At 67.8% G+C, this 26041-nt stretch carries 25 protein-coding genes and 3 tRNA genes; 23 read left to right on the top strand and 5 right to left on the bottom strand.

The genetic code is table 11. The features are described 5' to 3' along the window. Nucleotides 1-127 precede the first annotated feature (127 nt). Nucleotides 128-406 (top strand): hypothetical protein, encoded by a 279-nt coding sequence (locus ABD209_RS16770; protein ID WP_344068340.1) that lies wholly within the window; start codon nucleotides 128-130, stop codon nucleotides 404-406. On the opposite strand, the gene ABD209_RS16765 is transcribed toward ABD209_RS16770, so the two are convergent. Beyond that, on the bottom strand, nucleotides 366-884 hold the full coding sequence (locus tag ABD209_RS16765) for a hypothetical protein (RefSeq protein WP_344068337.1): 519 nt from the start codon (nucleotides 882-884) through the stop codon (nucleotides 366-368). The genes ABD209_RS16770 and ABD209_RS16765 overlap by 41 nt on opposite strands. On the opposite strand from ABD209_RS16765, the gene ABD209_RS16760 reads away from it, so the two are divergent. From ABD209_RS16760 to ABD209_RS16720, 9 genes are all read left to right on the top strand, one after another. Beyond that, nucleotides 844-1245: a carbohydrate ABC transporter permease gene (locus ABD209_RS16760; RefSeq protein WP_344068346.1), complete on the top strand. Its 402-nt coding sequence runs from the start codon at nucleotides 844-846 to the stop codon at nucleotides 1243-1245. The two genes, ABD209_RS16765 and ABD209_RS16760, sit on opposite strands and share 41 nt — an antisense overlap. Then, on the top strand, nucleotides 1242-2615 hold the full coding sequence (locus ABD209_RS16755) for a GH1 family beta-glucosidase (protein WP_344068334.1): 1374 nt from the start codon (nucleotides 1242-1244) through the stop codon (nucleotides 2613-2615). Before ABD209_RS16760 ends, ABD209_RS16755 begins: the two co-directional genes overlap by 4 nt. Before the next feature lie 74 nt (nucleotides 2616-2689). Then, a complete protein-coding gene (locus ABD209_RS16750; protein WP_344068331.1) occupies nucleotides 2690-4036 on the top strand; it encodes an aspartate aminotransferase family protein in 1347 nt (448 codons plus the stop codon). Nucleotides 4037-4419: 383 nt separating this feature from the next. Next, nucleotides 4420-4492 (top strand) — tRNA-Thr (locus ABD209_RS16745). A gap of 32 nt (nucleotides 4493-4524) precedes the next feature. Then, a tRNA-Met gene (locus ABD209_RS16740) sits at nucleotides 4525-4601 on the top strand. 121 nt (nucleotides 4602-4722) lie between these two features. Then, the gene (gene rpmG, locus ABD209_RS16735) at nucleotides 4723-4893 is read left to right on the top strand and encodes a 50S ribosomal protein L33 (protein ID WP_324386801.1); all 171 of its coding nucleotides are present in this window, start codon (nucleotides 4723-4725) and stop codon (nucleotides 4891-4893) included. An 88-nt stretch (nucleotides 4894-4981) separates the two neighbouring features. Further along, a complete protein-coding gene (locus tag ABD209_RS16730) occupies nucleotides 4982-5425 on the top strand; it encodes an FAS1-like dehydratase domain-containing protein (protein WP_324386802.1) in 444 nt (147 codons plus the stop codon). A gap of 3 nt (nucleotides 5426-5428) precedes the next feature. Beyond that, nucleotides 5429-5848, top strand: coding sequence for a MaoC/PaaZ C-terminal domain-containing protein (locus tag ABD209_RS16725; protein WP_344068327.1), 420 nt, complete (start codon nucleotides 5429-5431; stop codon nucleotides 5846-5848). 4 nt (nucleotides 5849-5852) lie between these two features. Continuing rightward, nucleotides 5853-6938 carry a UDP-N-acetylmuramate dehydrogenase gene (locus ABD209_RS16720; protein ID WP_344068324.1) on the top strand — a complete coding sequence of 362 codons (1086 nt, stop codon included), beginning with the start codon at nucleotides 5853-5855 and terminating at the stop codon, nucleotides 6936-6938. Between the two features lie 140 nt (nucleotides 6939-7078). Here ABD209_RS16720 and ABD209_RS16715 read toward each other — a convergent pair whose 3' ends face one another. The 3 genes from ABD209_RS16715 to ABD209_RS16705 form a co-directional block, all read right to left on the bottom strand. Continuing rightward, a complete protein-coding gene (locus tag ABD209_RS16715) occupies nucleotides 7079-8101 on the bottom strand; it encodes an adenosine deaminase (protein WP_344068343.1) in 1023 nt (340 codons plus the stop codon). A 161-nt stretch (nucleotides 8102-8262) separates the two neighbouring features. Continuing rightward, complete coding sequence (locus tag ABD209_RS16710) at nucleotides 8263-8775, bottom strand: DUF5709 domain-containing protein (RefSeq protein WP_324388389.1); 513 nt, start codon at nucleotides 8773-8775, stop codon at nucleotides 8263-8265. Nucleotides 8776-8779: 4 nt separating this feature from the next. Further along, complete coding sequence (locus ABD209_RS16705) at nucleotides 8780-10099, bottom strand: aspartate aminotransferase type Ic (protein WP_344068320.1); 1320 nt, start codon at nucleotides 10097-10099, stop codon at nucleotides 8780-8782. Nucleotides 10100-10262: 163 nt separating this feature from the next. Between ABD209_RS16705 and ABD209_RS16700 the strand changes: the two genes are divergently transcribed. The 13 genes from ABD209_RS16700 (at nucleotide 10263) to ABD209_RS16640 (ending at nucleotide 25063) form a co-directional block, all read left to right on the top strand. Then, nucleotides 10263-10335: transfer RNA gene (locus ABD209_RS16700), tRNA-Trp, on the top strand. Between the two features lie 52 nt (nucleotides 10336-10387). Continuing rightward, nucleotides 10388-10645 carry a preprotein translocase subunit SecE gene (gene secE, locus ABD209_RS16695; RefSeq protein WP_425564706.1) on the top strand — a complete coding sequence of 86 codons (258 nt, stop codon included), beginning with the start codon at nucleotides 10388-10390 and terminating at the stop codon, nucleotides 10643-10645. 81 nt (nucleotides 10646-10726) lie between these two features. Next, on the top strand, nucleotides 10727-11569 hold the full coding sequence (nusG, locus tag ABD209_RS16690) for a transcription termination/antitermination protein NusG (RefSeq protein ID WP_344068317.1): 843 nt from the start codon (nucleotides 10727-10729) through the stop codon (nucleotides 11567-11569). A 154-nt stretch (nucleotides 11570-11723) separates the two neighbouring features. Beyond that, nucleotides 11724-12158, top strand: a complete 435-nt coding sequence (gene rplK / locus ABD209_RS16685; RefSeq protein ID WP_324386407.1) for a 50S ribosomal protein L11 — start codon at nucleotides 11724-11726, stop codon at nucleotides 12156-12158. A 99-nt stretch (nucleotides 12159-12257) separates the two neighbouring features. Next, the gene (rplA, locus tag ABD209_RS16680; RefSeq protein ID WP_344068313.1) at nucleotides 12258-12971 is read left to right on the top strand and encodes a 50S ribosomal protein L1; all 714 of its coding nucleotides are present in this window, start codon (nucleotides 12258-12260) and stop codon (nucleotides 12969-12971) included. Between the two features lie 33 nt (nucleotides 12972-13004). Beyond that, the gene (locus ABD209_RS16675) at nucleotides 13005-13664 is read left to right on the top strand and encodes a hypothetical protein (RefSeq protein WP_344068310.1); all 660 of its coding nucleotides are present in this window, start codon (nucleotides 13005-13007) and stop codon (nucleotides 13662-13664) included. A gap of 136 nt (nucleotides 13665-13800) precedes the next feature. Beyond that, nucleotides 13801-14622: a hypothetical protein gene (locus ABD209_RS16670; protein ID WP_344068307.1), complete on the top strand. Its 822-nt coding sequence runs from the start codon at nucleotides 13801-13803 to the stop codon at nucleotides 14620-14622. 326 nt (nucleotides 14623-14948) lie between these two features. Further along, entirely contained in the window at nucleotides 14949-15557 is a 609-nt protein-coding gene (gene rplJ, locus ABD209_RS16665) for a 50S ribosomal protein L10 (RefSeq protein WP_344068304.1), read from the top strand. A gap of 64 nt (nucleotides 15558-15621) precedes the next feature. Further along, nucleotides 15622-16014, top strand: a complete 393-nt coding sequence (gene rplL, locus ABD209_RS16660; protein WP_324386398.1) for a 50S ribosomal protein L7/L12 — start codon at nucleotides 15622-15624, stop codon at nucleotides 16012-16014. Nucleotides 16015-16363: 349 nt separating this feature from the next. Then, nucleotides 16364-19843, top strand: a complete 3480-nt coding sequence (gene rpoB, locus ABD209_RS16655; protein ID WP_344068301.1) for a DNA-directed RNA polymerase subunit beta — start codon at nucleotides 16364-16366, stop codon at nucleotides 19841-19843. A gap of 184 nt (nucleotides 19844-20027) precedes the next feature. Continuing rightward, complete coding sequence (locus ABD209_RS16650; protein ID WP_344068297.1) at nucleotides 20028-23918, top strand: DNA-directed RNA polymerase subunit beta'; 3891 nt, start codon at nucleotides 20028-20030, stop codon at nucleotides 23916-23918. 135 nt (nucleotides 23919-24053) lie between these two features. Beyond that, complete coding sequence (locus ABD209_RS16645; RefSeq protein WP_344068294.1) at nucleotides 24054-24287, top strand: hypothetical protein; 234 nt, start codon at nucleotides 24054-24056, stop codon at nucleotides 24285-24287. Further along, entirely contained in the window at nucleotides 24284-25063 is a 780-nt protein-coding gene (locus tag ABD209_RS16640) for an endonuclease/exonuclease/phosphatase family protein (RefSeq protein WP_344068291.1), read from the top strand. Before ABD209_RS16645 ends, ABD209_RS16640 begins: the two co-directional genes overlap by 4 nt. A 117-nt stretch (nucleotides 25064-25180) precedes the next feature. Here the strand turns inward: ABD209_RS16640 and ABD209_RS16635 are convergent, their stop codons facing one another. Next, on the bottom strand, nucleotides 25181-25891 hold the full coding sequence (locus ABD209_RS16635; protein WP_344068289.1) for a hypothetical protein: 711 nt from the start codon (nucleotides 25889-25891) through the stop codon (nucleotides 25181-25183). Nucleotides 25892-26041: the final 150 nt, after the last annotated feature.

The following is a 26041-nucleotide window of genomic DNA, read 5'->3' as shown; positions in this document are numbered from 1 at the left end:
CGCGGTCATCATCACCCGAAGCCTGCTCCGCCGAGCCTGGACGACCCACCGCTGGGACACCCGACCCACCCGACGACCCTGACCTATCCGCGCGATCTCTAAGTGGCAGCAGTTCTGGCACATCACCGTGCCGAGCCTGCGACCCACCATCATCTTCACCGTCATCGTCTCGACAATCGGCGCGCTCCAACACTTCGGTGAGCCACTGCTCTTCGACAGCACCCGCGCCGCCAATGGCGGCTCAGGGCGGCAGTTCCAGACTGTCGTGCTCTATCCCTATCAACAGTTCTGGTTCAACGGCCGGTATGGCTATGCGTCCGCTATTGCGCTCGGCCTTCTGGTCGTCATCGGCATCGTCGTGATCGTCAATCTCCTTCTCGTGCGCCGGATCTCCGGAGAGGACTGACATGGCTAAGCGCCGCCGCGCCGGTGACGCCTCCTGGCTCACCTATGCCCTGCTCATCGTTCTGGTCCTCATCTCGGCCTTCCCGCTCTACTGGTCGCTCGTCATCGCCTCCCGCGACGCCTCGCAGATCGGCCGATACCCGCCACCCCTGACTCCTGGCGATCAGCTCTGGGTGCACGTCAAGGACGCCTTCCGGGAAGGCAACTTCGCTCTCGCCCTGCTGAATTCGACGATCGTCTCGTCGGTCGTGACGCTCGCCGTCGTCTTCACCTCGACCATGGCCGGCTTTGCCTTCGCCAAGCTGCGCTTCCGTGGCAGCGGTGCGCTGTTGGCCTTCGTGGTGGCGACGATGCTGATCCCCACGCAGTTGGGCGTCATCCCGCTCTACATCATGGTCACCCAGTGGGTTCCACTGGGCAAGCAGCCTCAAGGCGGTCATCGCGCCCGGACTGGTCTCCGCCTTCGGCGTCTTCTTCATGACGCAATACCTCCGGCAGGCACTCCCGATGGAACTCATCGACGCGGCGCGTGTGGACGGCGCGAGCACCCTCCGGACGTATCGCTCCATCGTGCTCCCCATCGCCCGACCGGCCACCGCGGTCCTCGGCCTGCTGACCTTCGTCGCCAGTTGGAACGACTTCTTCTGGCCCCTGGTCGTGCTCAATGCCGAGAACCCGACGGTTCAGGTCGCGATCTCCTCGCTTTCCTCGGGCATCGAGGTCGACTACGCCTTGACCCTCACCGGCGCCGTCGTCGGCACCTTCCCCATCCTGCTCGTCTTCGTCCTCTTCGGGCGTCAGATCATCGGAGGCATCATGCACGGCGCGGTGAAGGGATGACCGAGTCTCTGACCTTTCCCAGCGGATTCCGTTGGGGCACAGCAACAGCCGCCTATCAGATCGAGGGTGCTGTCGCCGCTGACGGACGAACACCGTCGATCTGGGACACCTCTTGCCGGCAGCCCGGAGCGATCGTCAACGGCGACACCGGAGATGTCGCTTGCGACCACTACCGGCGCTGGCGGGAGGACCTCGCCATCGTCGCCGAGCTCGGCCTGACCGACTACCGCTTCTCGGTGTCCTGGCCACGCATCGAACCCGTGCCCGGGCGGATCAACGCGGCGGGGCTGGACTTCTACGACCGGCTCGTAGACACCATCCGCGAACTCGGCATCCGCCCGGTGCTCACGCTCTATCACTGGGACCTGCGCCAGTGGCTGCAGGACGATGGCGGCTGGCGCGAGCGTTCCACGGCCAAGCTCTTCGCCTGGTATGCCGCGATCCTCGCCGAGCGGCTCGGCGACCGCGTCGCAACCTGGACCACGCTCAACGAGCCGTGGTGTTCGGCCTTCCTCGGTCACGGATCAGGCGTGCATGCGCCCGGCCTGCGCGACCCTGCGCTAGCGCTCCGCGTCGCCCACAACCTCCTGCTCGGCCACGGCACCGCCGTTTCCGGCCTCCGCGCGATCCTGCCCCGGACGGCCGAGGTGTCGTTGGCGCTCAACCTCCATCAGGTGCGCGCGGCGAGTGACCGCCCGGATGATCTCGATGCCGCCCGGCGCATCGACGGCGTCGCCAACCGCATTTTCCTCGATCCGGTCCTCGGCCGGGGATATCCAGAGGACGTCCGCCGAGATGTCTTCGAGCACACCGACTTCGGCTTCGTGCGCCCGGGCGATCTCGATCTGATCGCTGCCAAGATCGACAGCATCGGCGTCAACTTCTACAGTCCCAGCCTGGTGATCGCGGACCCCGAGTCGCCGGAAATCGCCGCATATCCAGGCTCCCAGGGCGTCAGCTTCGTCGACCCGGGATTTCCGGTGACGGCGATGGACTGGCCTGTGGACGCGAGCGCACTGACCGACCTGCTCCTGCGCGTCTCGACGGATGCGCCCGGGCTGCCGATCCTGGTCACCGAGAACGGCGCGGCCTTTGATGACCACCTCGACGCGGATGGTCGCGTGCGGGACGAGGAGCGAACGGCATACCTGCACGATCACCTCGCCGCTGTGCACGACGCGATCGCCCCGGGCGCGGACGTCCGCGGCTACTTCGCCTGGTCGCTGCTGGACAACGTCGAGTGGGCCTATGGCTACGACAAGCGTTTCGGCATCGTGCGCGTCGACTACGACACGCAAGAGCGCACGGTCAAAGACAGTGCCCGGGCGTATGCCGCGTGGGCCGCCGCGAACGCCCTCCTGCCCCGCTGAGGGCAACGTCCTCGAGCGCTGCATCGCGGCGCAGGCGCTCCACACGTGGCGGCGACGGGCATACCATCGCGAGCATGGTCGATGTCGCCGCGAACCCGTCCCTGCTGCCCACGCTGACGCCGGAGGAGGTGCGGCGGCTAGATCGCCGGCATGTCTTCCACTCCTGGTCGGCGCAGGCCAAGATCGACCCGGTGCCGGTGGTCGCCGCCGAAGGCGCCCGGATCACCACGGACGACGGCCGGACCTATGTCGACTTCACGAGTCAACTTGTCAATGTCAACATCGGCTACCAGCATCCGCGGCTGGTCGCCGCCATCCAGGAGCAGGCCGCCCGGATGACCACGGTCTCGCCGGCGATGGCCAATGACATGCGATCGGCGGCCGCCGCTGCCATCGCGGAGCTCGCCCCAGGCGATCTCAACATGGTCTTCTTCACCAATGGCGGCGCCGAGGCGACGGAGAACGCGGTCCGGATGGCGCGACTGCATACGGGCCGGCAGAAGGTGCTCGCCGCCTACCGCAGCTATCACGGTGCGACCGCCGGCGCGATCAGCCTGACCGGTGAGCCCCGCCGGTGGGGCTCCGAACCCGCGGTGCCTGGGGTGGTCCACTATTTCGGCCCCTACCTCTACCGCTCCAACTTCCACGCGACGACCGAGCAGGAGGAGTGCGAACGAGCCCTGCAGCACCTGCGCGACATCATCGCCGCCGAAGGTCCGCACCATATTGCCGCGCTGATCTCCGAGACCGTCGTGGGCACCAACGGCATCCTCGTGCCCCCGGACGGCTATCTCGCCGGTGTTCGCGCGATCTGCGACGAATTCGGGATCGTGATGATCGCCGATGAGGTGATGGCCGGCTTCGGGCGCGCGGGGGAGTGGTTCGCGATCGACCACTGGGGCGTCACCCCCGACCTGATCTGCTTCGCCAAGGGGGTCAACTCCGGCTATGTCCCGCTCGGCGGGGTCATCATCAGCGATCGGATCGCCGCGTCCTTCCAGGACGAGCCGTATCCCGGCGGCCTGACCTACAGCGGCCACCCGCTCGCCTGTGCCTCCGCTGTCGCGTCGATCGAGATCTTCAAGGACGAGGGCATCATCGAGCGCGCCCGCGACCTCGGTGAGGGCGTCATCGGCCCGCGCCTGCGGGGTCTGATGGAGAAGCACCCGAGCGTGGGCGAGGTACGCGGCCTCGGTGTCTTCTGGGCCGTCGAGCTGGTCAGCGACCGGGCCACGCGGGCGCCCCTTGCGTCGATGGCCGAGGTCACCGCCGCGTGCAAGGCGGCCGGGATGTGGCCCTTCGTCGCGGGCAATCGCCTCCACATCGTCCCGCCGCTGGTCATCACCGAGGAGGAGTTGGACGACGGCCTCCGCGCGCTCGACACGGCCCTCGACGTCGCCGACGCGGCCTGCGTGGTTTGACGTCTGCTTTGCGGGTGACAGCTCGGGGCCGGCGGGCCCTGACATCTGCTCGGGCACCTGCTCATCCGCTACGACCGCAATGGCAACCCCTACCCCGGTTGACCTGGATAATCTCCGCGTCGAGTCAACAGCGTGGCCGCAATGTGGGGTTGACCCCACTCCTGCCCTGTCGTGGACTCCATCCACTCAGGCCCACGCCCGCAGGGGCTTCCACGGTGACGCAACGACCGCCCGCCCTGGCGCCGACTTGGCTGGCCATAGCCCTCGACGCGGCCCTGGGCGTGTCTCCGGCGCGGCATACGTAGGCTGAAGCGCGATCGCAATTTCACCCGCAGCGCCCCCACCGTGTAATCTCTCCGAGCGCCCTTCCACGCGGAGGGCAGGCCTCCTTAGCTCAGTCGGCAGAGCGTTTCCATGGTAAGGAAAAGGTCGTCGGTTCGATTCCGACAGGGGGCTCAGGTTCGCCGCTTCGCGGCGCGCGGGCCCATGGCGGGGTAGCTCAGCTGGTTAGAGCGCACGACTCATAATCGTGAGGTCGCGGGATCGAGCCCCGCTCCCGCTACCACTGGCGATTTCGTGGGAACACGAGCGCTCGGTATCCTGTTAAGTCGTTGTCCCAGCCGCGTGCGGTCCGCCCGTGCGCGCCCGGGGTCCGATCCACCGTCCATTCAGAAGTAGGTTGCCCCGTGGCCAAGAAGTCCACCGAAATCCGCCCCAAGATCACCTTGGCGTGCACGGAGTGCAAGGAGCGCAACTACATCACGGAGAAGAACCGCCGCAATAGCCCGGACCGGCTCGAGCTTGCCAAGTTCTGCCCGCGTTGCCGCAAGCACACCCCGCACCGCGAGACCCGCTGACGCCTCGTCAAGCCTCGCCTCGACGCGCCCCTGACCTACCGCTGGTCCGGGGCGCGTCGGCGTCCCGGCCGTCGATAGGGTGGCCGGTATGCCGGTCAACGAGAGCTTCGTCGGGCGCACCTTCGCCCCGGTCGGCCCGTATGCCGTGGATGCCGCGATGATCGCGGCCTTCGCTGCCGCGGTGGGTGCGACCGACCCCGTCCACACCGATGCCGCCGCGGCCCGCGCCGCGGGCTATCGCGATGTCATCGCGCCCCCCACGATGGCGGTGCGCTTCGACCAACTGGCTTCGCGGGCATACGTCCAGGATCCGGAGGCGGGCATCGACTATTCGCGGGTTGTGCACGGTGAGCAGAGCTTCGTCCACCACCGGCCGATCACGGCCGGCGACGAGATCACGGCGCAGACGACCGTCGACAGCATCCGCTCGGCGGGTGGGCACGCGATGATCAGCGTCCGCACCGAGATCACCGCCGGCGAGCAGCCGGTGACCACGACCACCTCGACGATCGTCGTGCGGGGAGGGGAGTAGGTCATGGCCCGTCAGTTCTCCGAGGTCGCCGTCGGCGACGTGCTCGGCCCGGTCACCGTCTCGGTGACCCGCGAGACCCTCTTGGCGTATGCCGCGGCCTCCCTCGATCAGAACCCCATCCACCAGGACGAGGACTTCGCCACGAGCGTCGGCCTGCCCGATGTCATCGCCCACGGCATGTGGACGATGGGCGCCACCGGCACCGTCGCCGCCGACTGGGCCGGTGACGCCGGACGAGTGCTGCGCTATGGCACCCGATTCACCTCGATGGTCGTCGTGCCCCGCGAGGGCGCCGCGCTCGAGGTGTCGGGCGTGGTGAAGTCCCTCGACGCGGCCACGAAGCAAGCCACGGTTGAGCTGACAACGACGGCCTCGGGCGCCAAGGTGCTCGGCCGCTGCCTGGCGACCGTCCAACTCGACTGACGCTGTGCGCGAGGAGTTCGACGCGGCCCTCGCGCCGCATACGACCATGCGGGTCGGTGGACCCGCCGCCCGGCTGGTCACTGTCGCGACCATCGATGAGTTGGTCGACGTGGTCCGCGAGGTCGACGACGCCGGCGAGCCGCTGCTGGTCATGGGCGGCGGCTCCAACCTGGTGATCGCCGACACCGGCTTCCCCGGCACCGTCGTGCGCGTCGCGACCAGCGGTGTGACCCGGGAGTCGCAGGACGCCTGTGGCGGGGCGTTTGTGCGGGTCGCCGCCGGCGAGCCCTGGGACGATGTCGTCGCCCTGGCTGTCGCCGAGGGCTGGTCGGGGATAGAGGCGCTCTCCGGCATACCGGGCAGCACCGGCGCGACCCCGGTGCAGAACGTCGGGGCCTACGGGCAGGAGGTCGCCCAGACGATCGCCCAGGTCCGCACCTGGGATCGAGAGACGCAGACCGTGCGCACCTTCGCTGCCGCCGACTGCGCTTTCACCTACCGGCACAGTCTGTTCAAGGCAAGCAGCCGGTATGTCGTGCTCGACGTCGCCTTCCAACTCACCCTCGCCGACCTGTCCGCCCCGATTGCGTATGCCGACCTGGCCGCGGGTCTCGACGTGCCCCTGGGCACCCGGGTGCCGCTCGCCGACGCCCGCGAGGCGGTGCTCGCCCAGCGCCGGCGCCGCGGGATGGTTCTCGATGCCGAGGACCACGACACGTGGAGCTGCGGATCCTTCTTCACCAACCCGATCCTCGGGGCACGAGCGTTCGAACGGCTCGTGGCCCGGGTGCACGAGCGGCTCGGAGCCGACGTGGAGCCACCGCGCTATCCCGGCGGCGACGGGATCAAGACCAGCGCCGCGTGGCTGATCGAGCGCGCCGGCTTCGGCAAGGGCTTCGGCGGCGCCCGCGAGGCTGGGCTGTCCGGTTTGGCGGCCCTGTCGACCAAGCACACCCTCGCCGTCACCAACCGGGGCGCGGCGTCGGTAGCCGACATCCTCGCGCTGGCACGCACCGTCCGCGACGGCGTTCAGGATGCCTTCGGCGTGGCCCTCGTCAACGAACCGGTCTTCGTCGGCCACGACCTCTGACCGTCGAGAGGCCGGTTCGGGGTTGTCGAGAGGCCGGTACGGCCGCTCGACAACCCGACCTGGCTTTTCGACGTGGCTGAACCGGCCTTTCGACGGGGCTGAACCAGTCTCTCGACGGGTACGGACCGCCGACCGCTGCACTAGGCGGGATGGGCGGCGAGCCAGGCGTCGATATCGGCCATTGCTGCGTTCCGGATCTCGTCGGGCGCGCGGGAGGCGAGCAGGGAGCCGCGGGCCAGGTCGGCCAGCTGGGCATCGCCGAAGCCGAGGCGATCGCGCGCGAAGACGTACTGATCGACCAGCCGCGAACCGAAGAGCAGCGGGTCGTCGGCGCCCAACGCTACCCGGACGCCCGCGTCGACCAGCGTCCGCAAGGGCACCTCGTCGATCTCGTCGAACACGCCGAGCGCGACATTCGACCCCGGGCAGACCTCAAGGGCCACGCCCTCGCCGGCCAGCCGGTCCACCAGGCGCGGATCCTCCACCGAGCGCACGCCGTGCCCGAGGCGGTCCGGACCCAGCGCATCCAGCGTCTCCTCGACCGCCGCCGGCCCGAGCAATTCACCGGCGTGCGGCATGAGCGCCAGGCCCGCCTTGCGCGCGATGTCGAAGGCCACGCCGAACTCCCTGGTGTCGCCGCGCCGCTCGTCATTGCTCAGCCCGAAACCGACGACGGCCCCGGGCCCGTCGCCGGCATACCGCGCCGCCAACCGGGCCAGCGTCCGCGCATCGAGCGGGTGCCGGATCCGTGATGCCGCGACCATCACGCCGACGGGCGCCCCACCCGCCCGCGAGACCGCGGCCGCCTCGTCAAGCACGATCTCCAGGGCCGGTGTCAGGCCTCCGACGAAGGGGGCGTAGGACGTGGGGTCCACCTGGATCTCCAGCCATCGGGACCCCTCGACCGCATCGTCGAGTGCGGCCTCCCGCACCAGGCGCCGCATGTCGGCCTCCGAACGCACACACGCGCGGGCGGCGTCATAGAGCCGCTGAAAGCGGAACCATCCGCGTTCGTCGCGCACGCTGGCCAGCCGCGGCGGCCAGTGCTCGACGAACGCGTCCGGCAGGTGCAGATCGTGTGCCCGCGCCAGCTCGATCAGCGTGCCCAGCCGCAGCGAGCCGGTGAAGTGCAGGTGCAGGTGCGCCTTGGGCAGCGTGGCCAGATCGCGTCGACCAGGTGCACCGGCCGTTTGCCTCGCGATCGTCCTCGCGCCCGTCCCGGCCGCGCCCGTCCGGCCTGCGTCCGTCCCGGCCGCGCCGGCCTGCCCATGCCCAGCCGAGCGATCGCCGCCCGCGGAGGCGTCGCTCGGTTCGTGCTCAGTGCTCAGTCGTCGTACCTGACGTCGTCGCCGTCGATGATGTGCATCGCGGCTTCCTCGGCGGAGGCGCCCGCCCCGTCGATGCCCACATCGGTGCCGTAGACGTCGCCCTCGATATCCGGGCCCAATCCCTGGTCGGGCGCGACCAACCGGCCGGCCCGCCGGTCGCCAATCTCGGCATCCCCGAGCCAATCCTCGTCGGCCGGTATGGCATCGGGGTCGTCGCCACCGAGCGGCTCGACATCCAGCCCCGACTCGTTCAGCGGCGCGCCGTAGGCGGAGTCCGGATCGGGGACCTCTTGCAGCACTCGTTGGTCGATCGTCTCGTGTCCGGCCTGCTCGCTCGCCGTCACGCCGAAGGCGCGCGATCCGCGGTCGGTGTCGGCGGGGGAGTAGCCACGGTCGAGGACATCGTCGATGCCGTCGTCGATGAGGGTGTCCTCAGGCTGCAGCTGGTCCTCGTCGTCGAGGCTGTAGGCCGTCAGGTCGTCATTGATCGATTCGGTCTGTTCGGACATGACCTCATTCTCCTTCCGGGGTGCTCGCGGCGGCCGTATGCCGCGCCGCCAGCTTCTCGGCGCTCGCGAGAGCCACGCAGGTGGCCACGCCGGCCATCGCCGTCTCGACATCCGCGAGCACGGGGAAGGACGGCGCGAGCCGGATATTGCGATCCCGCGGATCGTGACCGCCCGGGAAGGACGCCCCCGCCGGCGTCAGCACGATCCCAGCGGCCTTGGCCAGCGCGACCACCCGGCCGGCCGTCCCGTCCAGCACATCGAGATTGACGAAATACCCGCCCGTCGGCTTCGACCAGGTCGCCACTTCCAGGCCGTCGAGCTCCGCAGTCAGCGCGGCGTCCACTGCCGCGAACTTGGGCGCGAGGATCTCGCGGTGCTTGACCATCAGGTCGCGCACCCCCTGGGGCGTCTTGAAGTACTGCACATGCCGCAACTGGTTGAGCTTGTCCGGCCCGATCGAAGCGAACTGCTGATGGCGCAGATACCAGGCGACGTTCTCCGCGCTCGCGGCCAGGAAGGCGACACCGGCGCCGGCATACGTGATCTTGGAGGTGGACGCGAACATGATCGGCCGGTTGGGGTGACCCGCCCCGGAGCAGACGGAGAGGATGTCGACGCCCTTTGCCTCCTGCTCGGTCAGGTGGTGGAAGGCATAGGCGTTGTCCCAGAAGATCTTGAAGTCGGGCGCTGCCGTCGGCATCGCGGCCAGCCGCGACGCAACCTCCATGCTGATCACCGAGCCCGAGGGGTTGGCATAGGTCGGGACGATCCACATGCCCTTGATCGCGGCATCGGTTGCGACGAGTGCCTCGATCGCGTCCGCATCCGGACCGTCTGCGAGCATGTCGACGGGAATCATCTCGATGCCATAGGACGCGAGCATCGTGAAGTGGCGGTCATACCCCGGCACCGGGCAGATGAACTTCACCCGCTCGTCGCGCGCCCACGCCCGCGCCGAGTCGACGGCGCCGTGCAGCAGCATCTGCACGAGGCAGTCGTGCATCATCGTCAGGCTGGAGTTGCCCCCGGCGACCACCTGTTCGGGCTCGACCCACAGCAGATCCGCGAACATCTCGCGGATCTGCCGAATCCCGGTCAGCCCCCCGTAGTTGCGGCAGTCGACCCCGTCGCCGTCCTTGACCGTGACCGGCAGGTGCAAGAGTTCGTCGGAGAGATCGAGTTGCGCCGTGCTCGGCTTGCCCCGCGTCAGGTCGAGCGCCAGGCCGCGCTCCTGCAGCACGGTGTACGCGCGTTGCTGGGCGGCCAGGTAGTCGCGCAATTGCGCGGCGGACAGGGACGACAACGGCTGCTTCGCGTCACTCACCCGCCCATCGTTCCACTTTCCGTATGCCGTTCGCGAGCGGCCCGGATGGCGGCCGCGGTTCGCGTGCACCCACGATCGTCCCGTATGCTGATCCCTGGTCCATGGCTGCTCCGGCATGCCCGCGACCACCCGGGAACCGTGTCTCCGACCCGCGCGTTCCCCTAGGGCAGTGGCTCAATTGGTAGAGCACCGGTCTCCAAAACCGGCGGTTGGGGGTTCGAGTCCCTCCTGCCCTGCGGTAACGGCCCGGCCGTAGTCCACCCAGAACGACCAGAAGCGAGTTGACCCGTGACCGATCTCGACGCCCCGGCCCGCGGTAGCGCGAGCCGCCCGGCCAAGAGCGGCAAGGGCCTGAGCCCGATCGCGCGGCTGCGCCTGTTCATCCGTCAGGTCATCGACGAGATGCGCAAGGTCGTGCGGCCCACGCGCGATGAGTTGATCAACTACACCCTGGTCGTCATCGTCTTCGTGACCTTCATGATGGCGTTGACCTCGGGTCTGGACTTCGGCTTCAGCAAACTCGTGATGTGGGTCTTCGGCGGCTGACCCGTCAGCCCGTGGGCCGGCGAGCGCCGTGCCACGAAGATCGCCAGCCCTGGCTCGAGAAGAACGTGAGGTAGTACACCGATGTCGCAGGACGTGAACGCTCCGCAGGAGCCCGAGGACTTCGACGACGCCGCGATCGATGTGCGCGCCGACGACCTCGACGCGACCGAGGCCGCCGACGTCGACCTCGAGGTCGAGACCCCCGAAGCCACCGATGCGGTGACCGAGGACGAGGCTCTCGCCGACGAAGCCGACGGCGATGCGCCAGCCGACGGCAACGCGCTCGAGGACGAGGACGGCGACCTGCTGCCCGCCGATCCCGTGGCGGCCTTCCGCGACGAGCTCAAGGCCAAGTACGGCGACTGGTATGTCATCCACTCCTACGCGGGCTACGAGAACCGCGTCAAGCACAACCTCGAGACCCGCATGACCTCCCTCAACATGGAGGACTACATCTTCGAGGTCCAGGTGCCGATGGAAGACGTCACCGAGATCAAGAACGGCCAGAAGAAGGTCGTGCACCGCGTCCGGTATGCCGGCTATGTCCTGGTCCGGATGGAGTTGACCGACGAGTCGTGGGGTGCTGTGCGGCATACGCCCGGGGTCACCGGCTTCGTCGGCAACGCGCACGCCCCCGTGCCGCTGAGCTTCGATGAGGTCTTCGACATGCTCAAGCCGGTCGACCTGGGCGCGGCCAAGCCCGCCAAGGGCGCGGCGGCCGGAGTGGGCGGCAAGGGCGGGACGATCACCATTGTCGACTTCGAGATCGGTGAGTCGGTCACGGTCATGGAAGGCCCCTTCGAGACCATGCCGGCCACGATCTCCGAGATCAACCCCGACACCCAGAAGCTGAAGGTGCTGGTCTCGATCTTCGGCCGCGAGACCCCGGTCGAACTCGGCTTCAGCCAGGTCGCCAAGATCTAAGACACGGGGCTCCGCCCCCGTTTCCCCTCGAAAGCGCGGAGCTCGCTCCGCTCGCACAATTGAAGATTTCCGCCGAACCAGGCTGCAAGCTCGCGGCTCGGCGGTGCAACCGGGTCATCGCCCACGGCGTCGGCCCACGACAAAAGGAAAATCAATGCCTCCCAAGAAGAAGAAGATCACCGGCTTTATCAAGCTGCAGATCAACGCCGGTGCCGCGACGCCGGCCCCGCCCGTCGGCCCGGCCCTGGGTCAGCACGGCGTCAACATCATGGAGTTCGTCAAGGCCTACAACGCCGCGACGGAAGCCCAGCGCGGCAATGTCATCCCGGTCGAGATCACGGTCTACGAAGACCGCTCCTTCACCTTCATCACCAAGACCCCGCCGGCCGCCGAGCTGATCAAAAAGGCCGCGGGCGTCGCCAAGGGGTCCGGCGAGCCGCACAAGACCAAGGTTGCGAAGCTGACCAAGGACCAGGTGCGCGCCATCGCCGAGCAGAAGATGGAAGACCTCAACGCCAACGACATCGACATGGCGATGCGCATCATCGCCGGCACCGCCCGGTCGATGGGCATCACCACCGAGCTCTGAGCTCACCAAGGCAGCACCGGCCACCCCGGCCGGTATGCCGCGTGGAAGGGCCGCGCTGGCCCGCACCACAACCTCCACCTCTGATATCAGGAGTTCTGCATGCAGCGCAGCAAGGCCTACAAGGCCTCCGCCGAGAAGATCGACAAGGACAAGGTCTACAGCCCGCTTGACGCCGTCAAGCTCGCCAAGGAGACCTCGACCACCAAGTACGACGCGACCGTCGAGGTGGCCTTGCGCCTCGGCATCGACCCCCGCAAGGCCGACCAGATCGTCCGCGGCACCGTCAACCTGCCGAATGGCACCGGCAAGACCGCCCGCGTCCTCGTCTTCGCCAATGGCGAGCGCGCCGAGGCGGCCCGGGCCGCCGGCGCCGAGTACGTCGGCTCCGACGACATGATCGAGAAGGTCGCTGGCGGCTGGCTCGACTTCGACTCCGTCGTCGCGACCCCGGACCTGATGGGCAAGGTCGGCCGCCTCGGCAAGATCCTCGGCCCGCGTGGCCTGATGCCGAACCCGAAGACCGGCACCGTCACCATGGACACCGGCAAGGCCGTCTCCGACATCAAGGGCGGCAAGATCGAGTTCCGCAACGACAAGCACGCCAACCTGCACTTCATCATCGGCAAGACGTCCTTCAGCGACGCCGCCCTGGTGGAGAACTATGGCGCCGCTCTCGATGAGGTGCTCCGTCTGAAGCCGGCCGCGTCCAAGGGCCGCTTCCTGCTCAAGGCCACCATGACCACCACCATGGGCCCGGGCATCCCGCTGGACTTCAGCAAGACGCGCAACCTGATGGAGGACGACGCGAGCTGACCGCTCACGTCACCACACGGCATACGGGCCCGTATGCCGTGCCACACCCGGGCGGGAACGAGAACTCCTCGTGCCCGCCCGGGTGTTTCGGTTTCTCGACGTGGGCTGTCGGGGCCCCGATCTCCCCGACGGCGCCACCGGTTCGGTCCAGATCGTCATGGGCGAGGTCACCAGCGAGGGCGACTTCGCCATCAAGGGCGAGCACGTCGATCAGGACGTGACGATGGCCTCCAATGGCACCTCGATCAGGCCCGCGTCGTCGACGGCGTCACCTATCTGCACAACCCGGCGCTCTCGCCGAAGTGGATCCAGGTCGACGACGCGCTCGCCGCCGTCACCATCGGCACGCTGTCCGGCGCGGACCCGCTGGTCATCGGCAAGTCGCTCGCCAAGGCCAAGGTCACCAGCGTGACGTCCGGCGGCGGCGCGGGGTCGAGCGCCTACCAGGGGAGCATCCCGATCGCCGACTACTTCGCCGCCGCCGGCAAGAGCAAGTCCGCGATCCCGCGCCTGGCCAAGGCCGCCACCGTCGTGATCACCCTGGACGCGGAGGGCAAGCCACTGACCATCGAGAACGATCTGGGCTTGACCTCGATCAGCACGACCTACGCCGACTGGGGCAAGGAGGTCGCCATCGTCGCCCCGGCCAAGGATGAGATCGGCCCGCTGCCCACCGCCTCGCCCAGTTCCTGATCGGCGATCCGTCAACCCGGGAGGAACCGCCCGGCTGCCAGAGACGTCTAGTCAGGCGCGCGGACGGTTTACAGTTCTGGGCGAAGCAGGCGTCCGGCATACGTCGGACGGGATGAACACCACTGGGGGAGGACCCATGAAGCTGACCAAGACCTCGATCGGGGCCGTGATCGCGGCCGGCGCGCTGATGCTGAGCGCGTGCGGGAGCAGCGACGGCACCAGCAGCACTTCGGGCGCCGCGGCCAGCGGCACCGGCACGCAGTCCACGGCAGCGACGACCGCAACCACTGCGACGACAACCGCTTCCAAGACCACCGACCCGGGGGGCGGCGGCAGCACCGACATCGCCAGCGCCAAGGTCGGCGACGAGATCGACGCCATCGCCCTCGGCCAGGCGATGCAGAAGGTCTTCGTCGACGGCGCGACCGGCCACATGAAGATGGACATGGGTGGGTCCATCACGGCCGAGGGGGACTTCAAGGTCGTCAAGGGCAAGCAGGACATGGCCATGACCATGGAGATGATGGGCACCAAGATCGACATGATCACCATCGGCGGGGTCTCCTATATGAAGGGCCTGACCGGCGGCACCAAGTGGGTCAAGATGGACGCCGCCGAGGCCGCGGGCGCCGGCGCCGGCAACCTCAACAGCTTCGACCCGGCCGTGATGGCCAAGGCCTTCGGTGGACAGAAGGCCAAGGTCACCAAGAAGGAGGGCGATCTGACGACGCTCTCGCTCGATCTCGACCTCGCCAAGGTCATGAGTGCGACCGGCATGGACAAGCCGACCGGCATCACCCTGCCGGACAGTATCCCGGTCACCTATACCCTTGACGGCCAGGGTCGGCCGGTCCACTCGACCATCAATATGGGCATGGAGATCACCGTCGACTACTCCGACTGGGGCAAGAAGGTCGACATCTCTGCTCCGCCGGCCTCCCAAGTCACCACCATGTAGTCCAGCGCGAGTTACCGGCGGGTAGGTGAGGCAAAGCGGGCGCTATGGCGCCCGATATGCCTCCCCTACCGTCAGTAGCCTACGACGTGGATTTGGGCGGATGCCGGGTCGGGCCGTATCCTGATCACGACCAAAGACCGCCGGTTGTCGTATCCGACCGAAGGTCCCGCCGCGAGGCGGGCAACCAGCGCAGGCCACGCTTGACCGTCATACCGCCTCGGCTTCGCCGATCGTTCCGTATGCCGTTCGCCCCGTGTCCTGCGCCGGGGCCCTTTTCGTTGTGGGCCGGGAGCAGACCAGCGGCACGAACGACGAAGGAGGCCCTAATGGCAAAGCCCGCAAAGTCGGCTGCCATCGCCGAGTTGGCGGAGAAGTTCCGCACCTCGAATGCGGCCGTTCTCACGGAGTACCGCGGGCTCACCGTGAAGCAGCTGACCCAGCTGCGCACCAGCCTCCGTGGCAACGCCACCTACGCCGTGGTCAAGAACACGCTGACCGATTTGGCGGCCAAGGAAGCCGGGGTGACCGCTTTCGAGGGTCAGTTCGTCGGCCCGACCGCCATCGCGTTCGTCGACGGTGACCCCGTCGAGGCCGCGAAGGGTCTGCGTGACTTCGCCAAGGCCAACCCCCTGCTGGTGATCAAGGGCGGTGTCCTCGACGGGCGCGCTCTCGACGCCGACGGGATCAAGAAGCTCGCCGACCTCGAGTCGCGCGAGGTTCTGCTCGCCAAGCTCGCCGGGGCCATGAATACCTCGCTGAGCCGCGCTGTTTACCTCTTCGCCGCGCCCTTGTCGCAGGCCGTTCGCACCGTCGACGCCCTGCGTGCCAAGGTCGAGAGCGAAGGGCCGGTCGCCGCTGCCCCCGCAGCGCCGGCGGACGCACCCGCGGACGCCCCGGCCGACGACGTCGCCCCGAGTGGCGACGCGGACGCCTGATCCCACCGGGACCGGGCACACCACCCTCACGCCACTCACGGCATACGAAAGAAAGGACGCCATCATGGCGAAGCTCAGCACCGACGAGCTCCTTGAGGCCTTCAAGGAGATGACCCTGATCGAGCTCTCCGAGTTCGTCAAGCAGTTCGAGGAGACCTTCGGCGTCACCGCCGCGGCCCCGCTGATGGCCGGTCCGGCCATCGGTGGCGGCGGCGCGGCCGAAGCTCCGGCCGAGGCCGAGGAGCAGGACGAGTTCGACGTCATCCTCGCCGCTGCCGGTGACAAGAAGATCCAGGTCATCAAGGAGGTCCGCTCGCTGACCTCTCTCGGCCTGAAGGAGGCCAAGGACCTCGTGGACGGCGCTCCCAAGGCCGTCCTGGAGAAGGTCGACAAGGCCACCGCCGACAAGGCGAAGGCCCAGCTCGAGGAAGCCGGCGCCACCGTCGAACTCAAGTGAGTTTGTAGGGACGAAAAACGTTGGGGCGGACCGAGTTTCGGTCCGCCCCTTCGGCGTCCTCGGGCGCGGACGCGCTACCGGGACATGCGAATCGCGCGCGCCTGCTTGACGTATGCCGTGTTCCGCGTCATCCTCTACGCGTCGCTTTTCGCGACCGCCGTCCGGATGGGCACTGGACAGGCTTGGACAGCCATGCCTTAATGCTGTATTGTGATTCTTTGCGCTGTCTACCCTCCCACCCTCGTGTCTGACGCTTCATATCCCGGGCCGACCAGCCCGGTCGCGTCAACCGTGATCCCGCGGGTCGACAGCCGCCGCACACCACACAGGCCCGTGGAAGGATCCATCCTTGGCTGCCTCGCGCACCGCAACTGTGCAGACCGCACGAACGGCCTCCGGTCGTCTCAGCTTCGCAAAGATTCGCGAACCCCTCGAAGTCCCCGACCTCCTCGCCCTGCAGACCGAGTCTTTCGACTGGCTGCTCGGAAACGAGCGGTGGCAGGAGCGGGTCGCCGAAGCTGTCGCGTCCGGTCGGCGTAACGTCCCCGACCGTTCGGGGCTCGAAGAGATCTTCGAGGAGATCTCCCCGATCGAGGACTTCTCGGGCTCGATGAGCCTGAGCTTCCGTGACCACCGCTTCGAGGAGAGCAAGTACTCCATCGAGGACTGCAAGGAGCGGGACCAGACCTACTCCGCGCCCCTCTTCGTCACCGCCGAGTTCATGAACACCACCACTGGTGAGATCAAGAGCCAGACGGTCTTCATGGGCGACTTCCCGCTGATGACCGAGCGCGGCACCTTCATCATCAACGGCACCGAGCGCGTCGTCGTCAGCCAGCTGGTCCGCAGCCCCGGCGTCTACTTCGAGCGCACGCCGGACAAGACGTCCGACAAGGACATCTACACCACCAAGGTCATCCCGAGCCGCGGTGCGTGGCTGGAGTTCGAGATCGACAAGCGCGACATGATCGGCGTGCGCGTCGACCGCAAGCGCAAGCAGAGCGTCACCGTGCTGCTGAAGGCCCTTGGCATGTCCGAGGCCGAGATCCGCGAGGAGTTCGCCGGCTACGAGTCGATGGAGCTGACGCTCGAGAAGGACCACATCGCCGGTCAGGACGAGGCGCTGCTCGACATCTACCGCAAGCTGCGCCCGGGCGAGCCCCCGACGCGCGAGGCGGCGCAGAACCTCCTCGACAACCTCTACTTCAACCCGAAGCGCTACGACCTGGCCAAGGTCGGTCGCTACAAGATCGGGCGCAAGCTCGGCCGCGACGTCGACCTGCACGACTCGGTCCTCACCATCGAGGACATCGTCGGCACGATCAAATACCTCGTGGCACTCCACCGCGGCGACACGACCCTTCCCGGCGTGCGCGACGGCGAGAACATCGATATCAGCGTCGAGACCGACGACATCGACCACTTCGGCAACCGGCGCCTGCGCACGGTCGGCGAGCTCATCCAGAACCAGGTCCGCACCGGCCTGTCGCGGATGGAGCGCGTCGTCCGCGAGCGGATGACCACCCAGGACGTCGAGGCGATCACCCCGCAGACCCTGATCAACATCCGCCCGGTGGTGGCGTCGATCAAGGAGTTCTTCGGCACCTCGCAGCTCTCGCAGTTCATGGACCAGAACAACCCGCTCGCGGGCCTGACCCACAAGCGTCGGTTGTCCGCGCTCGGGCCGGGCGGTCTCTCCCGTGACCGCGCGGGCATGGAGGTCCGTGACGTTCACCCGTCGCACTACGGCCGCATGTGCCCGATCGAGACCCCAGAAGGCCCGAACATCGGCCTGATCGGCTCGCTCGCGTCGTATGCCCGCATCAACGCCTTCGGGTTCATCGAGACCCCCTACCGCAAGGTCGAGGGCAACAAGGTCAGCGACGAGATCCACTACCTGTCCGCCGACGAGGAGGACAAGTACGTCATCGCCCAGGCGAACGCCGCGCTGGACGTCGACGGCACCTTCGCCGAGAACCGCGTCCTGGTCCGCACCAAGGGCGGTGAGGCGATCGACGTCGCCGCCGACGAGGTCGACTACATGGACGTCTCGCCCCGGCAGATGGTCTCCGGCGCGACCGCGATGATCCCCTTCCTCGAGCACGACGACGCCAACCGAGCGCTCATGGGCGCCAATATGCAGCGTCAGGCGGTCCCGCTGGTGCGCAGCGAGGCCCCGCTCATCGGCACCGGGATGGAGTTCCGTGCGGCGCTCGACTCCGGCGATGTCGTGCGGGCCGAGAAGGCGGGCGTTGTCACCGAGGTCTCGGCCGACCTGGTCAGCGTCGCCGCCGACGACGGCACCCACCGCACCTACCGGATCGCGAAGTTCGCCCGCTCCAACCAGGGCACCTCCTACAACCAGCGTGTCGTGGTCGCCGAAGGCGATCGTCTGGAGGAGGGCGGCCTGATCGCCGACGGTCCCGCGACCGACGGCGGCGAGATGGCGCTCGGCAAGAACCTCCTCGTGGCCTTCATGCCCTGGGAGGGCCACAACTACGAGGACGCGATCATCCTCTCCCAGCGTCTGGTGCAGGACGACGTCCTCTCCTCGATCCACATCGAGGAGCACGAGGTCGACGCCCGCGACACCAAGCTCGGCCCCGAGGAGATCACCCGGGACATCCCGAATGTCTCCGAAGAGGTCCTGGCCGACCTCGACGAGCGCGGCATCATCCGCATCGGCGCCGAGGTCCGCGACGGCGACCTGCTGGTGGGCAAGGTCACCCCCAAGGGTGAGACCGAGCTGACCCCGGAGGAGCGCCTGCTGCGCGCGATCTTCGGGGAGAAGGCCCGCGAAGTCCGCGACACCTCGCTCAAGGTTCCTCACGGCGAGACCGGCACCGTCATCGGTGTCAAGGTCTTCGACAAGGAGGACGGCGACGAGCTGCCCCCGGGCGTCAACCAGTTGGTCCGCGTCTATGTCGCCAATAAGCGCAAGATCACCGACGGCGACAAGCTCGCCGGCCGCCACGGCAACAAGGGCGTCATCTCCAAGATCCTGCCGGTCGAGGACATGCCCTTCCTCGAGGACGGTACGCCGGTCGACGTCGTGCTCAACCCGCTCGGTGTCCCGGGCCGAATGAACATCGGCCAGGTCCTCGAACTCCACCTCGGGTGGGCCGCCAGCCGCGGCTGGCAGGTCCCGGATGGTGCCGAGTGGGCTGCCGGTATGGCTGCCGACGCGCACCACGCGGAGCCCGGCACCCGGGTCGCGAGCCCCGTCTTCGACGGTGCCCGCGAGGAGGAGATCTTCGGTCTGCTCGAGTCCACGCTGCCCACGCGTGATGGCCAGCGACTCGTCGGGCCCAACGGCAAGGCACGCCTGTTCGACGGCCGCTCCGGCGAGCCCTTCCCGGACCCGGTCTCGGTCGGCTACATGTACATCCTGAAGCTGCATCACCTCGTGGACGACAAGATCCACGCGCGCAGCACCGGTCCCTACTCGATGATCACCCAGCAGCCGCTCGGCGGTAAGGCCCAGTTCGGTGGCCAGCGCTTCGGTGAGATGGAGGTCTGGGCCCTGGAGGCGTACGGCGCGGCATACGCCCTGCAGGAGTTGCTGACGATCAAGTCCGACGACGTCACCGGCCGCGTGAAGGTCTACGAGGCCATCGTCAAGGGCGAGAACATTCCCGAGCCGGGCATCCCCGAGTCGTTCAAGGTCCTCATCAAGGAGATGCAGTCCTTGTGCTTGAACGTCGAGGTGCTCAGCCAGGACGGCAGCCAGATCGAACTGCGCGACACCGAGGACGACGTCTTCCAGGCCGCTCAGGAACTCGGCATCGACCTGTCCCGGCGCGAGCCCTCTTCCGTAGAGGAAGTGTGATTGCGACGTCCCGGGCAGTCGGACGAGCGATCCCGCTAGGGATCGTCGAGTCCGCCGCCGAACCGCGAGCGAAGCGAGCCTGGTTCGACGGAATGAGACTGGCCGGGGCGAAGCTCCGTCCTGGCCTTCGGGCCAGCCGCATACCAACTGAACTGAACGGCATACGGAAGATAGGAAGCACGTAGTGCTGGACGTCAACAACTTTGATCAACTGCGTATCGGCCTCGCCACCGCGGACAGCATCCGCGAGTGGAGCCACGGCGAGGTCAAGAAGCCGGAGACCATCAACTACCGGACCCTGAAGCCGGAGAAGGACGGTCTCTTCTGCGAGCGCATCTTCGGTCCCACCCGGGATTGGGAGTGTGCCTGTGGCAAGTACAAGCGTGTGCGCTTCAAGGGCATCATCTGCGAGCGCTGCGGCGTCGAGGTGACCCGCGCGGCCGTGCGTCGTGAGCGGATGGGCCACATCGAGCTCGCGGCTCCGGTCACCCACATCTGGTACTTCAAGGGCGTGCCCTCGCGCCTGGGTTACCTGCTCGACCTGGCGCCGAAGGACCTGGAGAAGGTCATCTACTTCGCCGCCTACATGATCACCTCGGTCGATGTCGACCAGCGCCACGCCGACCTGCCCTCCCTGGAGGCACAGATCGAGGTGGAGAAGAAGGAGATCGAAAACCGTCGCGACGCCGACATCGAGGCCCGCGCCAAGAAGCTCGAAGCCGACACCGCCGAGCTGGAGAACGACGGGGCCAAGGCCGACGTCAAGCGCAAGGTCCGCGATGGGGCCGAGCGTGAGATGGCGCAGATCCGCCGGCGTGCGGACGGTCAACTCGACCGCCTCACCCAGGTCTGGGACCGGTTCAAGAACCTCAAGGTCCAAGACCTCGAGGGCGATGAGATCCTCTACCGCGAGATGCGGGACCGTTTCGGTCTCTACTTCGAGGGGGGGATGGGCGCCGCGGCGATCCAGAAGCGTCTGGAGACCTTCGACCTCGACGCCGAGGCGGCGCTGCTGCGCGAAATCATCGCCACCGGCCGGGGCCAGAAGAAGACCCGCGCCCTCAAGCGCCTCAAGGTCGTCTCCGCGTTCATGACGACGGACAACAACCCCGCCGGTATGGTGCTCGACGCGGTCCCGGTCATCCCGCCGGACCTGCGCCCGATGGTGCAGCTCGACGGTGGCCGCTTCGCGACCTCCGACCTGAACGACCTCTACCGCCGCGTCATCAACCGCAACAACCGGTTGAAGCGTCTGCTCGACCTCGGCGCGCCCGAGATCATCGTCAACAACGAGAAGCGGATGCTGCAGGAGGCCGTGGACTCGTTGTTCGACAACGGTCGTCGTGGCCGGCCGGTCACCGGCCCGGGCAACCGCCCGCTGAAGTCGCTGTCCGACATGCTCAAGGGCAAGCAGGGGCGTTTCCGTCAGAACTTGCTCGGCAAGCGCGTCGACTACTCCGGCCGGTCGGTCATCGTCGTCGGCCCGCAGTTGAAGCTGCACCAGTGCGGTCTGCCCAAGCAGATGGCGCTGGAGCTGTTCAAGCCGTTCGTGATGAAGCGCCTGGTCGACCTCGACCATGCGCAGAACATCAAGTCGGCCAAGCGTCAGGTCGAGCGCCAGAAGTCGGTCGTGTGGGATGTCCTCGAAGAGGTCATCACCGAGCACCCCGTGCTGCTCAACCGTGCGCCCACCCTGCACCGCCTCGGCATCCAGGCCTTCGAGCCGCAGCTGGTCGAAGGCAAGGCCATCCAGATCCACCCGCTCGTCTGCACCGCCTTCAACGCGGACTTCGACGGTGACCAGATGGCCGTGCACCTGCCGCTGTCGGCCGAGGCGCAGGCCGAGGCCCGCATCCTGATGCTGTCCTCCAACAACATCCTCAAGCCGGCCGATGGCCGCCCGGTGACCATGCCCACCCAGGACATGATCATCGGCCTCTACCACCTGACCTCCGAGGTCGAGGATGGCAAGGGGTCCGGGCGCGTCTTCTCCACGGTGGCCGAGGCCCGCATGGCCTTCGACGCCCACGAGATCGAACTCGGCAGCATGGTCAAGATTCGCCTTATGGATGTCGTTCCGTCGGTCGGGGCCGAGTTGCCCGAGGGTGTCGAGGCGGGCGAGGGCGGCGGGGTGCCGATGCTGCTGGTCGAGACCACCCTGGGCCGTGCGCTGTTCAACACCACGCTGCCCTTTGATTACCCCTTCGTCAACGAGCCGGTTGACAAGAAGCGCCTCTCGACGATCGTCAACGACCTGGCCGAGCGCTATAGCAAGGTCCAGGTCGCGGCGAGCCTCGATGCGCTCAAGGAAGCCGGCTACCACTGGGCGACCCGCTCGGGCACGACGGTGGCGGTTTCCGATGTCGTCACGCCGCCGCGCAAGGGCGAGATCCTCGCCGGCTACGAGACGAGCGCGACCAAGGTGCAGACGCAGTTCGAGCGCGGCCTGATCACCGACGACGAGCGCCGTCAGGAGCTCATCGAGATCTGGACCAAGGCGACCAACGAAGTCTCCAAGGAGATGGAGTCCAACTTCCCCAAGAGCAACCCCATCTTCCGGATGGTCAACTCCGGGGCGCGCGGTAACTGGTTCCAGTTGCGTCAGATCGCCGGTATGCGTGGCCTGATGGCCAACCCCAAGGGCGAGATCATCCCGCGCCCGATCCGCACGAACTTCCGTGAGGGTCTGTCGGTGCTGGAGTTCTTCATCTCCACCCACGGTGCGCGCAAGGGTCTGGCCGACACCGCGCTGCGGACCGCGGACTCGGGCTACCTCACCCGGCGCCTGGTCGACGTCTCGCAGGACGTCATCATCCGCGAGGACGACTGTGGCACCGAGCGTGGCCTGACGATGCCGATCGCGGCGAAGTCCGAGAGCGGCGGCCGTATCGTCCACGACGAGGTCGAGACGTCGGTCTATGCCCGCACGCTCGCCGAGGCGATCACCCGCGACGGAGAGGTGCTGGCCGAGGCCGGCATCGACCTCGGTGACGTGGTCATCGGTGCGCTCTTCGGCGCCGGCGTGGACGAGGTCAAGGTCCGTTCGGTCCTGACCTGTGAGTCCAAGGTCGGCACCTGTGCCAAGTGCTACGGCCGCTCGCTGGCCACCGGCAAGCTGGTCGACATCGGTGAGGCGGTCGGCATCATCGCCGCCCAGTCCATCGGTGAGCCCGGCACCCAGTTGACGATGCGGACCTTCCACACCGGTGGTGTGGCCGGTGACGACATCACCCAGGGTCTGCCGCGTGTTGTCGAGCTCTTCGAGGCGCGCACCCCCAAGGGTGTCGCTCCGATCGCCGAGGCCACCGGCCGGGTGGAGATCGAGGAGACCGACAAGACCCGCCGCATCCTGCTGACGCCGGACGACGGCTCGGAGGAGCACGCCTACCCGGTCAGCAAGCGGGCGCGTCTGCTGGTCGCCGACGGCGATCACGTGGCGGTCGGCACCAAGCTGGTTCAGGGCGCCATCGACCCCAAGCAGGTGCTGCGCATCCTCGGCCCGCGCCAGGTGCAGATGCACCTCGTCGACGAGGTGCAGGCTGTCTACCGCCAGCAGGGTGTGGCGATCCACGACAAGCACATCGAGGTCATCGTCCGGCAGATGCTGCGGCGGATCACGATCATCGAGTCCGGCGACGCCGACCTGCTCCCGGGCATGCTGGCCGAGCGCGGCCGCTTCGAGGACGAGAACCGTCGCGTCGTGGCCGAGGGGGGCCGTCCGGCCTCCGGTCGTCCCGAACTGATGGGGATCACCAAGGCCTCGCTGGCGACTGACAGCTGGCTCTCGGCGGCCTCCTTCCAGGAGACGACCCGCGTCCTGACCGAGGCCGCGATGGAGGGCAAGTCGGACCCGCTGCTCGGCCTGAAGGAGAACGTCATCCTCGGCAAGCTCATCCCGGCCGGTACGGGCCTGCCTCGCTACCGCGACATCCGGGTCGAGCCGACCGCCGAGGCGCGCGCGGCGATGTATGCCATGCCGAACTACGACGACTACGCCTACCCCGTCTTCGGCGCGGGCACCGGCGAGGCGATCCGCCTCGACGACGTCGAGTTGGGCCTGGACCGCTTCGACTGATCCATCTCGCATGATCGGATGCCGCTCACCCCGCCTGGGGTGGGCGGCATCCGCTTTTTGTCCCGGCGATCCGACGGCGAGGGGAGGCCGGCGGTATGGGGGAGCGAACGGCATACGTCCCGTAGATTGGCGCGGGTGAGCACCAGACCGGACGCCGGCCGCAATGCGGTGATTGGCGGTGTCCTGGTCGGGCTGGGCCTGGTCGCGCTCGTGCGGCTGGTGGGCCCGCTGCGGCTGCTCGGGATCGCCGCGATCGTGGCCGGCGCCTTCCACCTCAACCGCACCGACCCCAAGCGGCTGACCGCCGTGCTCGTGATGCTGGTCGTGGGAATGGGCGTGCTCGCCTACCTCTACTCGCGCAACGCGTGACCCCTTCGCTGCGCACTCTGAACATCTCGCGGCCGCCGCGGGAGCGGGCCAGGGACCTGCTCGCTTATCTGTGGCAGTGCGAGGAGGAGGTCCTCGTGCTCACCGAGACCGGGTGGGGCGCCGGAACCGCCCTAATCGAGGACGTATGCCGTGCGGCCGGCTTCGCGACCTTCTCCTCCTTGCGCGAGCCGGCGGGTGCGCGCCGGGCCGGCGTGGACGCCACCTCGCTCGGGGTGCTCGTAGTGGATCGTGGTGCGGGACTGACCCGGCTCGATGTGCCCGGCCCCAGCATGCTGGCCGAGCGGGTGCTCGTCGCCCAGGTGCCCGATGGGGTCGGCCCGGGAGCGGAGCCGGTGCGACTCGTCGCGGTCTATGGCGCGGCCAGTGATCCGGTGCGCTATGCGAATGCCGTTCAGCGGCAACGCAAACGCGACTGGCTGCTGGCCTTCCTCACCTGGCTGAGCGAACTGCCCCCGGCCCCCACGATCCTGGTCGGCGACCTCAATATCGTCGCGCCGGGCCACGTCGATCGCCTGCTCTATGTGCTGGGGGAGGAGCGCACGGCATACGGCCTGCTCACCGGCGGCCTCGGTTATCGCGATCCGCTGGCCGGCGATCCCGAGCCCACCTGGGTGGATCACTCAGGGGCTGCGTGCCGGTACGACTATGCGCTGACCACCGCGCCGCTCCCGGTGGGGGAGTGCGCGATCGACCACGCCCCGCGCCTGGCTGGCCTGACCGACCACGCCGCCCTCGCCTGGCGGACACCGGGCTGACAACAGCTTTACCGCCCGATGCCACAAACCCCTTGTCCGCAAGGGAAATGTTCCGTTGCGGACAAGAGGCCTCTGGCATCGGGCGGAAAGGCTGGCCGCGCCCGAGTGGCGAATCGGTCAGTTGACCTTGACGGTCATCTTCCCCGTGGAGTTGCTCTGCACGACCTTGATGGTCACGCCCACGCCGGCCACCTTGACACTCCCCATCGGGTTGGCGGTGTCGTAGTAGCGCAGCGGGTCGCTGTCGTCGAAGACCGCGACCGGTGCCTGCGACGGGACGGTCAGGATCGTCATACCGGCAGCAGTCTCGCGGTGCAGCGAGATCGGGTTGCTCGCCTCGACACCGAAGGTGGAGTCGAAGGTCTGGATCCGGTTGCGGGCGATCGTGCCGTCACTCCAGGTGAAGTCCGGCACCCAGTAGGTCGTGTTGTCCACCGACCGGTTGGGTTGCGGGATGCTGTTGTGCACCGGGCCGGCCGGGCCGTGGGGAACCGCGAGTCGATCTGGGTGCCGAAGTCGACGAGGAAGGTCAGGATCGAGTCGGTCGACTGCAGGCCAGTATTGCGCCCATTGTCCGGGCGAGATCTGGACGGATTTGCCCTTGCCCTTGTCAACGGGGGCGGCCTGGCCCGAGATGACCATCGACGTGGCCTGCTCGATGGCAGCGCGGCGGGCCTCCTCCTGGGCGTCCGGGCGGTCGTCGAGCTGGGCGGCGGAAGCGCCATCGACGCGTTCGGCGGACGAGCTCGCCTGGGCATTGGGTGCAAGCGCGGCGGCAAGCGCCACGGCGCCGGCGCCGGCCAGCCAACGCAATCTGGGGTGTCGCACGTGAACTCCTTTGTCCGCGGCATCATGGGGAAGGTGGCGGGTGAGCCCCGTTACCTTCGTGATGGGTCCTCGACCTGAGGATCTCGGTCGCTGAGTCCGGCATGACTTACTGCCCCTGTCGTCGATGATCCGGGGGGTGTTGTCACCGGG

It is taken from the genome of Nostocoides vanveenii (assembly GCF_039531165.1).
In the GTDB taxonomy this organism is placed as follows: Bacteria; Actinomycetota; Actinomycetes; order Actinomycetales; family Dermatophilaceae; genus Nostocoides_A; species Nostocoides_A vanveenii.
This window is presented reverse-complemented; position numbering and strand designations above follow the sequence as displayed.